The sequence below is a fragment of the Chryseobacterium sp. 2P genome, assembly GCF_059579425.1.
The window spans coordinates 2,062,266-2,074,468 of sequence record NZ_CM184194.1; the positions used below are offsets into that span (position 1 = coordinate 2,062,266).

Annotated in this window: 12 protein-coding genes; 11 read left to right on the forward strand and 1 reads right to left on the reverse strand. The window is 34.2% G+C overall.

Translation table 11 applies throughout. The features are described from left to right. Positions 1–74: 74 nt before the first annotated feature. Positions 75–1,112 carry a PLP-dependent cysteine synthase family protein gene (locus AC52CF_RS09430; RefSeq protein WP_214589824.1) on the reverse strand — a complete coding sequence of 346 codons (1,038 nt, stop codon included), beginning with the start codon at positions 1,110–1,112 and terminating at the stop codon, positions 75–77. A 222-nt stretch (positions 1,113–1,334) separates the two neighbouring features. Here AC52CF_RS09430 and AC52CF_RS09435 point away from each other — a divergent pair, with 222 nt between their 5' ends. The 11 genes from AC52CF_RS09435 to AC52CF_RS09485 all read left to right on the forward strand — a co-directional run bounded on the left by AC52CF_RS09435 (position 1,335) and on the right by AC52CF_RS09485 (position 12,176). Then, positions 1,335–4,820, forward strand: a complete 3,486-nt coding sequence (locus AC52CF_RS09435) for a protein O-mannosyl-transferase family (protein ID WP_375191006.1) — start codon at positions 1,335–1,337, stop codon at positions 4,818–4,820. Positions 4,821–4,913: 93 nt separating this feature from the next. Beyond that, positions 4,914–6,401 (forward strand): DUF8728 domain-containing protein, encoded by a 1,488-nt coding sequence (locus AC52CF_RS09440; RefSeq protein WP_496518104.1) that lies wholly within the window; start codon positions 4,914–4,916, stop codon positions 6,399–6,401. Positions 6,402–6,458: 57 nt separating this feature from the next. Next, positions 6,459–7,070 carry a hypothetical protein gene (locus AC52CF_RS09445; RefSeq protein WP_375181840.1) on the forward strand — a complete coding sequence of 204 codons (612 nt, stop codon included), beginning with the start codon at positions 6,459–6,461 and terminating at the stop codon, positions 7,068–7,070. Between the two features lie 247 nt (positions 7,071–7,317). Next, complete coding sequence (locus tag AC52CF_RS09450; protein ID WP_375181839.1) at positions 7,318–7,842, forward strand: DUF1697 domain-containing protein; 525 nt, start codon at positions 7,318–7,320, stop codon at positions 7,840–7,842. A gap of 486 nt (positions 7,843–8,328) precedes the next feature. Further along, positions 8,329–8,961, forward strand: a complete 633-nt coding sequence (locus AC52CF_RS09455) for a hypothetical protein (protein ID WP_375181838.1) — start codon at positions 8,329–8,331, stop codon at positions 8,959–8,961. Further along, a complete protein-coding gene (locus AC52CF_RS09460; RefSeq protein ID WP_214589817.1) occupies positions 8,909–9,445 on the forward strand; it encodes a YfiT family bacillithiol transferase in 537 nt (178 codons plus the stop codon). The genes AC52CF_RS09455 and AC52CF_RS09460 overlap by 53 nt, the downstream gene beginning before the upstream one ends. Beyond that, complete coding sequence (locus tag AC52CF_RS09465) at positions 9,439–9,900, forward strand: DUF1569 domain-containing protein (protein WP_375181837.1); 462 nt, start codon at positions 9,439–9,441, stop codon at positions 9,898–9,900. Before AC52CF_RS09460 ends, AC52CF_RS09465 begins: the two co-directional genes overlap by 7 nt. Next, on the forward strand, positions 9,897–10,274 hold the full coding sequence (ytxJ, locus tag AC52CF_RS09470; protein ID WP_214589815.1) for a bacillithiol system redox-active protein YtxJ: 378 nt from the start codon (positions 9,897–9,899) through the stop codon (positions 10,272–10,274). Before AC52CF_RS09465 ends, ytxJ begins: the two co-directional genes overlap by 4 nt. Then, the gene (locus AC52CF_RS09475; protein ID WP_214589814.1) at positions 10,274–10,870 is read left to right on the forward strand and encodes a Crp/Fnr family transcriptional regulator; all 597 of its coding nucleotides are present in this window, start codon (positions 10,274–10,276) and stop codon (positions 10,868–10,870) included. The genes ytxJ and AC52CF_RS09475 overlap by 1 nt, the downstream gene beginning before the upstream one ends. Before the next feature lie 242 nt (positions 10,871–11,112). After that, positions 11,113–11,349, forward strand: coding sequence for a hypothetical protein (locus tag AC52CF_RS09480; protein WP_214589813.1), 237 nt, complete (start codon positions 11,113–11,115; stop codon positions 11,347–11,349). A gap of 230 nt (positions 11,350–11,579) precedes the next feature. Further along, positions 11,580–12,176 (forward strand): Crp/Fnr family transcriptional regulator, encoded by a 597-nt coding sequence (locus AC52CF_RS09485; RefSeq protein WP_214589812.1) that lies wholly within the window; start codon positions 11,580–11,582, stop codon positions 12,174–12,176. The last annotated feature ends 27 nt before the right edge of the window (positions 12,177–12,203 follow it).

The following is a 12,203-nucleotide window of genomic DNA, read 5'->3' on the forward strand; positions in this document are numbered from 1 at the left end:
ATTTTTATTAATATTTTAAGTAAAAAAGCCTTTTGCGATTACAAAAAGGCTTGATTTGTATAAATTTTTCGTCCTTATTTAATGAATTCAGTTTTAAAAACTTCGTCGTAGTTGTGCACGCAGTTGTTTATAAATCCTTGTTCTGCCATCCACTTATCACTGTATACTTTAGTGATATATCTTGAACCGTGATCCGGGTAAATCAATACAACTAAATCATTTTCTGAAAATTCGTGAGATTGGGCATATTGCATTAAAGCCTGTGTAACGGCTCCTGTTGTATAACCTCCCATAATTGCTTCTTTCAAAGCGATTTCACGGGTTCTGTAAGCCGACATTTCGTCATTTACTCTTACAAATTCATCTACTTTATCGAAAAGAAGGGCAGAAGGGATTAAATTTTTTCCCATACCTTCAATCTGATAAGGATGAACATCTTCTTTATGAATTTCTCCGGTTTCGTGGTAGCTTTTCAGGATAGATCCGTCTGCATCCACTCCAATGATTTTAATATCCGGATTTTTCTCTTTTAAGAATTTTGCTGAACCTGACAGAGTTCCTCCGGTTCCTGTACACGCAAAAAGGTGAGTTACTTTTCCCTGAGTCTGTTCCCAGATTTCAGGACCTGTGGTCTGGTAATGCGCATCAATATTCAATTCATTGAAATACTGGTTGATATAAACGGAATTAGGCGTTTCTGAAGCGATTCTTTTGGCAACTTCATAATAGGATCTCGGATCATCTGCGGGAACATTGGCAGGGCAGATATAAACGGTAGCTCCTAAAGCTTTCAGATAGGCAATTTTTTCAGGCTTGGTTTTATCACTTACCGCCAGAATACATTTATATCCCTTGATGATACAAACCATTGCAATTGAGAATCCTGTATTTCCTGAAGTAGTTTCCACCACTACGGAATCTTCTTTTAATAAACCTTTTTTCTCAGCGTTTTCTATAATATGAAGTGCGATTCGATCTTTTGTGGAATGTCCAGGATTATATGATTCTAACTTGGCATAAACGGTTGCAGGAATATCTTTCGTCACAGTGTTAAGCTTCACCATAGGAGTATTTCCTATTAGGCCAAGTATATTATCGTAAACATTACTCATTATTTGTTATTTTTCAATAAAAATCTGTCGGCAAAAATACAAAAAAATAAATTTATTTCTAAACTTTTGTTTGATTTCTAACCTCTAAAATAGATAAAAAATTGTTTTCTGTTGCTATCTAAAGATGAAACTTTTCAAAAAGCGAGCCAAAATCTTTAAATTTTGTTAAAAACCGTCTAAAATCATATAAAAGCCTTATTTTCGCGTAATTGATTTATTACTATGAAAAATTGGACTTTTAAGCAATGGAACACCGTTCTCGGATGGGTCGTTTTCGTCATTGCATTTTTCACGTACTTGTCCACCATAGAACCGAATTTCAGTTTTTGGGATTGTGGCGAGTATATTTCCTCGGCGGTAAAACTTGAAGTAACGCACGCTCCGGGAGCGGCTTTGTTTCAGATTGTGGGTGCTGTGGCAGCCATTTTTGCTTTAGGAAAGGGCGAAAATTATTCTATCGTGATCAACGCGATGTCTGCATTGTTTAGTGCGTTTACGATCTTGTTTTTGTTCTGGACCATTACACATCTCGTAAGAAGGCTTTTAAACAAGGATTTTGATGACATTACAAAACATCAGGAGATTTCTATTCTTTTTGCAGGAGTTGTAGGAGCGTTATGCTTCACCTTTTCAGATACCTTCTGGTTCTCTGCGGTAGAAGGGGAAGTTTACTCGATGGCTTCTATGTTTATTGCACTTTTGGTCTGGTTAATTACCAAATGGGAGAATGAATATCAGGCGAAAGACAGCGAGAGATGGATTATTTTAATTTTCTTCATTCTCGGACTTTCAGTAGGGGTTCACATGATGTGTATGCTGGCGATTCCGGCAATTTGTCTTATCTATTATGCAAGAAATTATACTTTCACCTGGAAGAATTTTATCTGGGCAAATGTAATTACACTGGTAATCTTAGCCATTGTTTTCAAAGGGATTTTCCCATTAATCATGACGATGTTCGGGAAACTTGAAATTTTCTTTGTGAACGGTTTAGGTCTTCCTTTCCACTCAGGAACCATTGCTGCTTTTATTTTAATGGTTGCGATCTGCTATTTCCTGATTTCTTACGCAAGAAAGATGAAGAAAAACCTTTATCAGACGGTTGCCTTATCCATTGTTTTCATGATGATCGGTTTTTCATGCTGGATGGTTATTCCTATCCGGGCAAATGCCAATCCGCCAATGAACCTTAATGATCCGGACAACGCCATCGGAATGCTGGATTATTATAACAGAGAACAATACGGAGACTGGCCTACAATTTACGGTCAGAATTATACGGCTTTTCTGGATGCAAACGGAATTGAGAAAAATGAAGACGGAAGTTTCAAAACTCAGAAAACCGGAGAAATTTACGAAAAAGATGAGAAAACAGGAACGTACAGAAAAACGGGAGACCGATTCAATTATGTTTTCAACAAGGCTCATGTAGGTTTTATGCCAAGAATGTTCAATGAGGACAAAGATGTAATGGCAAACTACATTTCAATGTACGGTGCGCCGGATTTCACCTTTAATTACAGTAATGAAGATGTTGCAGACAGCCCTGAAGCGAAGCAGATTTTCGATGAATTAAGAAAGAAATATGAAGACGGATCTATTACCGCTGCAGATTATTTAAAAGTAAAACCATACAACTTAATCAACGTTCAGAAGCCTTCTCTGGCTCAGAATATGGATTATTTCATCACATTCCAGAACGGATATTACTTTGTAAGATATCTGATGTGGAATTACGTAGGTCGCCAGAATGATCTTGAAGGTAATATGGAAAGCACAAGAGGAAACTGGATCTCAGGAATTTCTTTTATTGATAATGCTTTATGGGGAAATCAGGATAAGATGCCTGCAAAATTCAAAAATGAAAGTACTGTAAAATTTTTCTTTTTACCTTTAATTTTAGGATTAATCGGATTCTTTTTCCAGCTTAACAGAGATTTCGGAAGATTCTATGCAATGCTTTCAATCTTTGTATTGATGAGTGTGGGAATCGTTTTCTATACCGGAGTAAAACCTTTCGAACCGAGAGAGAGAGATTATGCAATGGTAGGTTCGTTCTACGTTTTTGCCATCTGGATCGGATTGGGAGCCGGAGCAATTCTTTGGTTCTTGCAGTCTAAAATAAAATCGAATGCAGCAAATATTGTTGCAGGAGTGGTTCTTCTTGGAGTTCCTTTCATGATGGGCTTCCAGAACTATAATGTACACAACAGACACGACAGATATACTTCTTACGATTACGGATATTCTGTATTGAAATCTCTGCCTAAAAACGATATTGTTTTCGTTTACGGAGATAACGATACGTATCCGGTTTGGGCAATTCAGGAGACTGAAAACTTCAGAGATGATGTAAAAGTAGTTAACTTTACCTTAGCTTCCACACCTTGGAATATCGATCAGATTAAGAGAAGAACGTACAATGCGGCTCCTGTTCCGGGAGTTTTAACGCATGACGATTACAGAGACGGTGTAAACGACCAGATCTATATGATGAAGAAGGAAGACTGGCAGGGACTTTTCTCAATGTTAAAAGAACAGGGAGCTCCGCCAACAGAATTTGCGGAATTCAGAAAATATCTTACTCAGGATTCTATGACGATGAAAGAAGCGATCAGCTTCCTGAAATATACTTCTCCAGCGAAAAACGAACTTCTTAAAATGTATTTCGGAGAAGAAAAATTCGAGAAATATAATATCTTACCTGTCAATAAATTTATTTTACCTGTCAATAAAGAAAATGCAGTAAAATCAGGAATCATTAAAGCGGCAGATCTTCCGGAAACAGTAAATCAGATCATGATTAGTTATAAAGGAAATACGCTGTATAAAAACAATTTAATCTTACTTGATGTTTTAGCGAATTTCGACTGGAAAAGACCAATCAACTTCTCTTCGGGAGGAATTTATGACAGCGAAAATATTTTCTTCTTAGATGAATATCTTCAGTTTGACGGTTTCAGTTACAGATTGGTTCCAATTCATACTCCACCATCACAAGGCGGAGATATGGGAAGAGTAGATGCTAATTCTCTTTACAATGTGGTTAAAAATTTCAGATGGGGTAACTTTAAGAATTTGAATGCCCACTTTGACGAAACTGCAACGTCTAACATTATGAGCTACAGAGCTTCTGCAAGCAGAGCAGCAGCAGCTTTAGCAACGATGGGAGAAAAAGGAAAAGCACTGGAACTATTGGATTTAGCTTCTAAAGAAATCCCTGCTGAAAAATACAACGATCCTCGTTCTCTAAGCTCAATGGTTTACGGATATATTGTTGCAGGACAGGAGAAAAAAGGATTACAGCTTGCTGAAGTTCTGAAAAAAGGAATTTTTGAAGAATACGATTATTACATGAGTCTGAGTAAATCTGACCAGAGTTATCTGAAAAGACAGATCAGAACAAAACCAATGGAATATTCTTTAGTAATCTCTGCCGTTACGGATGCTTATTCGAAGATTGGAAAAAAAGATAAAGCATATGATTATCTGATAAAATCCATCGAGCCGATTGATAAGAAATTCAACACTTTTGTGGAAAACCTTAAAGAAATGGGCAAAGAGAAAGCGATGAAGGAATCTGAACAGGTACAGAAGATCACTCCTTTTTACCAGTATCTCTTCGATGTAATGGAACCTTTTGATTCTACTTACTCCAAAGAAAAAGAGGCGCAGATCACCAATTCGATTATTAAAGCAACGCAATAATAACAAAACTTAAAACGGAACTTTGGTTCCGTTTTTTTTATATATTGGGATTCAGAAATTTTAAGATTATATTTGTGGGATCAAAGAAGCACAATGGTAGAGACGAAAAATAACAAAATCCCGGTGTATGCTGTAATTTTTACAGTCGTTTTTAAACTTTTATTTTTACTTACCCACTACATTCAGGAAGATGCATTCATCACCTGGAGAGTCGCACAAAATCTTCTGGATTACAGAGTAATCGGATTTAACGGAGATACGAAAATATCTGCATCCACAACGCATCTTTATGTTTTTGTATCTTATCTCTTTAATTTAATTTTAGGTAAAGACAATTTCATAGAACCTCTTCTTATATTTAATTCCATACTTTTCACGATAGGAACTTTATTTCTTTCGAATCTGGTTCTGAAAAATGTCTGGCACAAAGCTGTTTTTATCTTTTTAATAGGAATCTTACCGCCATCAATTAAAATTTCCATCCTCGGAATGGAGTACGGAATTCTTTTCTTTTTAGAAATGGCTCTGCTGTATTATGGCTTTCATAAAGGTAAAAAGTGGGCTCTCATTGTATTGCCAATCCTCATTTTGTTTACAAGAATTGATACGGTTATCTTTTTGGGAATTGTTTTTTTTATCGATCTTTTGTGGAATAAAAAGATTTGGTGGACTTATATTTTAGGAGGGATTTTAGGGATTTCAGTTGTTTTGGCTTTCAACTGGTTATACTTTGGTGAATGGGTTAACAATACGATTATCGCCAAAAAACTGGCGTATGACAACCATTTTACCCTGCAACAGGATATTGAATGTTTCAGACTGAATTTCGGAAACTTCTGGGGAATGCTGAAACTTCCCGGAGATTTTAATCCGCTCACTGTTCTATTGCTCGTCTTTGAATTGCTGTGCTTTATTTATTTGGTAAGACAGAGAGACAGAAGAAACATTTTCTTATGGATGATCTTCATTTTCGGATGGGTGAAACAGTTCATTTTCCTTTCTCAGAAAAGTCTTTTCGACTGGTATTACTGGGTTCCGCAGATCTTACTCTTCGTGCCGGTCCTGATTTTTGTGTTGGAGCAGAAAGTAAAAAGAAATCTCTGGTTATCATTATTGGTTATCGTCTATATCATTCCCATGTTAGCTTTTCAGACGGTACATTCAATTGCTACCGGAAACGGGGAATGGAATTACAGAAGAACAATCGGAACATTTTTAAACCAATATGAGAAAGACAAAAACCAATGGATTTTCCTTGAACCTGCAGGTTATGTACCATATTTTTCAGGGTTAAAAACCATCGATGAAGTAGGTTTGGTGGATAAAAAAGTACAGGAAGAAATCAGAAAAGACAAGCCGAATTTCTGGATCAATACCGTGAAAAACAGAAAACCTAAATATCTTCTTTCTTACGACGACCTGTTTACATCTAAAAATGCAGAATATTTAAAACTTCATTATAAACTGATTAAAGAATTCCGTGTAAAGGACCATCTGAAAAGTGATAATAAGATTTTAGAAAAGATTTATATTTTAAAACCTTCCGGAACGGATTATAATTTATACGAAAGAATTGATTAATTTGGCTGGAAATGCTGGAAGCTGAAAGTTATCAGCAATTTTTTAAAGACTGTATCCATGAAAAATATTTGCAAGCTAATTTTAGTATTTATTTTACCAATTTTATTTGGATGTAAAGACGAATTACAAAGAAAAGAATTTCTAAAAACTGCAAAAATTTATCTTAGCGAAGAGTTAAAAAATAATGCAGATTATAAATCCTTAGACTCTTTGAGAATATTAAAAATTGACACCTTGTCTGATAAAGATGAATTATATCTATATATATGTCAATTATATAGATATAAAAACCATTTATTATCACAATCAAAATCGCCGAAAGATTTGTACGAATTAAAATATGGAACTGATGATTTTGATTCGCAAATGTATGAAGACTACGTAAAGTTAGAATATAAGTCTGTAAAAGAAAAAGAAGCAAAATTTAATGTTCTGAGGGATTCTATTGACTTTATTAAAAAACAAATAAAACATTATGAACAAATATTAGTCAAAAAAGATAGTTTAAATTTATGTATGTATGAAGTTGAATATAGTTATCAAATAACAAATAAAAATATGATTACTGAAAAAGGTGAGACATATTTATTATTTACAAAGGATATGAAAATGATTGAAGATAAAAATCTGGAAATAAAAAATCTTCACAAATTTCCATTTATTAAATAGAAAAACTGCAGATAACATCGTATTGCCAAAATGCGGGGTTTTAGTGTTAATTGAACTACTTTACTTTTATTTCCGCTAATATTTTCCAATTCCACATTTTGATTAACTTAGTTTCATTGAAAAAACATTGGCTAAGATTGGACTAAACTTAAACTTTCGTTCAGATTAAGCCCGCACTTCGCCAATACTTTTTCCGTTTAATGAATAACCATTAAAACACAATAACCCTAAAAACTCTCAAACTTAAATGAAATACTGTGCATTTCTCCGCGGCGTCAACGTAAAAGGAACCAATATGAAAATGGCAGAAGTCTGTCAGGTTTTCAAAAATGCAGGAATGAGCGACGTAGTTTCAGTTTTGGCATCGGGAAATATTGTTTTTTCATCCGATAAAAAAAGTGATGAATTAAAGCTGATTCTTGAGAAAGCAATGTCTGAACATTTCTCTTACGAAGCGTATCTGTTTATAAAATCTCAGCAAGAAACAGAACAGTTTTGGAGCGGAAATCCTTTTGAAAAGAATGATGATCTTCATGTGTATGCCTTTGCAGGAAATGATGGCGTGGAAAATATTTTAATGACAGAATTTGAAAATTCTGTGAAATCTGAAAATGAAGACGCAGAAATTGTGAATCATATTTTTTACTGGCAGATTTCCAAAGGAAATACATTAGATTCTGCTTTTGGAAAAATTTTAGGTAAAAAAAGCATGAAAGATCAGTTTACAAGCAGAAATATCAATACTTTCGAGAAAATTTTAAAGAAATTTTAAATCGATATCTCTTACACATGCTTCGAAAGTTTCTGAATGGTTATAAAATTTGTTTGAATTTAATAGCTGTAACCATCACGAAGGCGCCATATTCATTAAATAATATATTGTCATCAATCCTTATTGAAAATCTTTGATCTTCTTAGGTCTTAAAGATTTGAGATTAATAAGAAACTTGCGTCTTTGCATTTTCCAACAAGAATATTTTATTTAAATTTTTAAACAAAAAATAATAAGACATAAAGCTTCAATGTTAAATTGGGGCTTTTTTTTGGAAATTCTTTAATTGTCTCACAAAAATTGCATTTAAAATAAGAATAATTTGGAAAGATTCGGAGTAGTTTTTTTATGACAATCCGACGAATAATACTATTTCTCAAATTATTAAACCTGATCTCAGTTCAGATTCACGAATTTTAAATACATTTACAAAAACTAATATTCAAAAAAATGTCTGGACAATAATTTCAGACAAACCGGAATTTTATGAAAGAATTTACTATTGTTCGCGGATTATTTGATACACGGAAAAGATCATTAATCATTGACGACAATTTTATAAAATTTGAAAATAAAGATCAAAAGAATGATCTTTTTACCATCATCAAAAAGGAGGATATTGCCGGAATTCGTTACGGTATTCACTTCATCGACGGATATAAATTTACTATCGGAAGAGAATATCAGATTTTTATCCGAAATAAATCAGACAAAGAACTCAAAATATTTTTCAAACTTTTTTACAGAAGAAAATTAGACGAAAAACATCAGTTGTATTGTGATATTGTTGATGAATTGTGGGAAAAATTCATTAATGAAATTGTACATAATTATCTTTCAAAATATAGGAATAACGAGAAAATCAATATTTCAGGAATAGAAATTGATGAAGACAGAATCAGATTCAATAAGAAAGAAATATTGTTTGAAGATCTGGAATTGAAACAATATCGCCATCACTTTATGATTTTCTCCAGAGAAGATAATTATAACAACAAAATGTTGTACTACTTAAAAGATAAAGATGCAGTAATTCTGTTTAGTGTATTAAAAACTATAATTAAAGATGAACAACTTAGAACAAAAGAAATTTCCGATAGGAAAGTATCAGGAGCCTGAAAATATTTGTGATGTTACACTTGATGAATATATTAAAGTAATTAAAGACTTTCCCGGAAGGCTGAAAAACCTGATCGAAAACTTTAACGACGAGCAGTTAGATACTCCATACAGAGAAGGCGGATGGACAGTGAGGCAGGTTGTGAATCATCTGGCAGACAGCCATATCAATAGTTTTATGCGTCTGAAACTGGCTCTTACCGAAGATAATCCTACGATAAGACCTTACGACGAAGCAAAATGGGCAGAACTTCAGGACAGTCTCAATATGCCTGTAAAACCTGCCATGAGAATGCTGAAAGGAACGCACCAGAGATGGACAGCTTTACTGAAAAGTATGACCAATAAACAGTTTGAAAGAACTTTTCATCATCCGGAACACAATAAAGACTACAATTTAAGGAGCCATCTTGCGCTTTACGTATGGCATTGCAATCATCATTTTGCGCACATCGAAACTTTGAAGAAAGAAAAAGGTTGGTAAAAAAAAGTCTCCATAATCCTGAAGATTTTAATGAAATTGTACAGAGAATTTCAGGGCTAAAGCAAAATTCACCCAGAAAATGGGGGAAAATGGATGTCTGTCAGATGATGAGGCATTGCAGTTATGTCCTGTTAATTCCGCAGAGAAAATTACAGCTTACGCCCATAAACATTTTTTTCCGCTGGATAGGAATTGTTACAAAATTGGAAATGCAAATTTTTAATAACGGAATTCCCCGAAATATGCCGACTTTTCAAAAACTTATTGTTAATTTTGAATGTGATTTTAATTCAGAAAAAGCGAACCTCCTGAAAACGCTTGAAGACTACAAAGTAACTTTTAAGACAGGAAATTTGCCCCTTCAACACGTGCTTTTTGGACAAATGAAAGAAAAAGACTGGGGATTTTTAGAATATAAACATCTGGATCATCACTTAAAACAGTTTAGTACATGAGTTTTTTTGATAAAATATTTGGCGGAAAAGAAGATACACCGGAGCAGAAATCGTTCTGGAAAAAGATAGAATCTGAAGAAGATCTGGAAAAAGCCATCCAGGATTCTTTTCAGCACAGGATAGCAATATTCAAGCATTCAACAAGTTGCTTTATCAGCAAAACCGTGTTGAGAAATTTTGAGAAAGAAATAGAAAATCTGGATCAGAAAATAGATTTATATTACTTAGATTTGCTGGCTCACAGACCGGTTTCCAATAAGATTGCTGAAGATCTCGGAGTAACGCACCAAAGTCCGCAGCTTATTGTAATAGAAAACGGAAAGGCTGTAAACAACGCTTCTCACCAGAATATATCGGTAGACCAAATTGTATAATGACGAATATAAATAATTATCTAGCAAAAGTTTTGAATGTTCCTTTGGAAAAAGTGAATATGTGCAGCCTGCATTATGAGGTAAAAAAAGTGCAGAAAAACCAGTTTCTTTTACAGTACGGTGAAGTCTGCAGATATATTTATTTCGTGGAAAAAGGACTTCTGAAAATGTACTCCATCGATAAAAACGGCAAAGAACATATCATCCAGTTTGCGCCCGAAAGCTGGCTTACTTCAGACCGGAGCAGTCTTTATTTTAACGAAAAGTCCGTGTATTATATTGAAGCGGTAGAAGATTCCGAAGTACTACTGCTGCATCCGGATTTTATCAATAAACTGATCGGGGAATTTCCCGACAGTCTGGAAAAAAGCGATATACTCCTTCAGAAACACATCAAAAGTCTTCAGGACAGAATCAATTCCCTTTTGGCAGAAACTGCAGAAGAAAGATATATGAAATTCATTAAAATGTATCCGGATCTCCTGCTGAGAGTTCCACAATGGATGATTGCCTCTTATCTTGGGATTACTCCCGAAAGTTTAAGCCGTGTAAGAAAAGAACTTGCAAGGAAAAATTTCGTTCCGGACAGCAAATAATTTTTAAATGAGTCTTTTTAAACTTTTACATAACCACAAAAGATAAACTGAACTTTACGGCTGTAAATGAAAAAAGACCACAATAGCTTAATAAAAAAATGTTTTTTAATTATTAAACAGTTGATTTTCAATTTATTATATTGCTTTTATTTCGTGTGATTTTTTCTTATGACCAAGGTCATAAATACTTAACATAATATTATCCTACTTTTGAAGTATCACACCACTTAAAATATAATATTATGAAATGTATCGCATCGATTGCCCTTTTGGGCATTCTCGTATTGAGCTGTCAGAAAAAAGAAAACTCAACAACCTCTAATTCTGATTCGGGGTATGATTCGACTGTTGTAACAGATCCTTCTGTAAATACTACCACGCCGATGTCTAATGATTCTATTCCAAAGAACGACAGTACAAACACCACAACACCCCGCTCCGGAGGAACAGGATCGGACAGCACACGAACTGTAAAATAATCTCCAACAATTATAACCGAACCCGTTTTATAATTTAAAGCGGGTTTAGATTCTATACATTTAAACTATTCATAAAAAGCAATATCTGCTTAAAAGATTTAACCCATACAATATTCAACTTCTTAATTTTTAACAGATTAAGGTTCGATTTTTGTACTGATTAAATTTATATCCAATTTTATTTCTACTAGGAATGCTTCAGTATTAAGAAATATCAAAAAACAGCTAATATGGTTATTAAAGAAGAAATTTTGCATTCAGTAGGAGCGAGTATTAAAAATTACAAACCCTCGGAAAGCATATTTACAGAAGGAAGCTATCCCGGTTATTACTATCAGATCATTAAAGGAGAGGTAAAGCTTAATAACTTTAACGAAGACGGAAAGGAAAGTATACAGACTATTTTGGAAGACGGACATAGCATCGGAGAGTCTCTTTTATTTATAGATAAACCTTATCCTGTAAATGCTGTTGCCCTTACAAACTGCGAAGTTCTGAAACTTCCGAAATATATATTTTTAGATTTACTAAAATTATATCCGGAAATATCTCAGGATATAAATGTTTTTATGTCTGAAAGATTGTATTATGGCCTGATTATGTCTCAGAATTTAGCCAGTCAGAGTCCTGCCGCAAAATTGAAAACCCTCATGGATTATCTAAAAAGTTTTCAGGAAGAACAGGCTCCGTATTCCTTTATGATCCCCCTTACAAGACAGCAAATGGCTGGTCTTACGGGACTTTGCGTGGAAACAGCCATCAGAGCCATTAAGGTGATGGAGAGAGACAAACTTCTGCAAATCCGGAACAGAAAAATATTGTACTGATTATAAGACATATGGTCTTTTTTTTGC

What these genes read in the sequence shown, in the direction of transcription:
- AC52CF_RS09430 (WP_214589824.1), bottom strand. Translation starts at nt 1,112, where the DNA reads ATGAGTAATGTTTACGATAATATACTTGGCCTAATAGGAAATACTCCT.
- AC52CF_RS09435 (WP_375191006.1), top strand. Translation starts at nt 1,335, where the DNA reads ATGAAAAATTGGACTTTTAAGCAATGGAACACCGTTCTCGGATGGGTC.
- AC52CF_RS09440 (WP_496518104.1), top strand. Translation starts at nt 4,914, where the DNA reads ATGGTAGAGACGAAAAATAACAAAATCCCGGTGTATGCTGTAATTTTT.
- AC52CF_RS09445 (WP_375181840.1), top strand. Translation starts at nt 6,459, where the DNA reads ATGAAAAATATTTGCAAGCTAATTTTAGTATTTATTTTACCAATTTTA.
- AC52CF_RS09450 (WP_375181839.1), top strand. Translation starts at nt 7,318, where the DNA reads ATGAAATACTGTGCATTTCTCCGCGGCGTCAACGTAAAAGGAACCAAT.
- AC52CF_RS09455 (WP_375181838.1), top strand. Translation starts at nt 8,329, where the DNA reads ATGAAAGAATTTACTATTGTTCGCGGATTATTTGATACACGGAAAAGA.
- AC52CF_RS09460 (WP_214589817.1), top strand. Translation starts at nt 8,909, where the DNA reads ATGAACAACTTAGAACAAAAGAAATTTCCGATAGGAAAGTATCAGGAG.
- ytxJ (WP_214589815.1), top strand. Translation starts at nt 9,897, where the DNA reads ATGAGTTTTTTTGATAAAATATTTGGCGGAAAAGAAGATACACCGGAG.
- AC52CF_RS09475 (WP_214589814.1), top strand. Translation starts at nt 10,274, where the DNA reads ATGACGAATATAAATAATTATCTAGCAAAAGTTTTGAATGTTCCTTTG.
- AC52CF_RS09480 (WP_214589813.1), top strand. Translation starts at nt 11,113, where the DNA reads ATGAAATGTATCGCATCGATTGCCCTTTTGGGCATTCTCGTATTGAGC.
- AC52CF_RS09485 (WP_214589812.1), top strand. Translation starts at nt 11,580, where the DNA reads ATGGTTATTAAAGAAGAAATTTTGCATTCAGTAGGAGCGAGTATTAAA.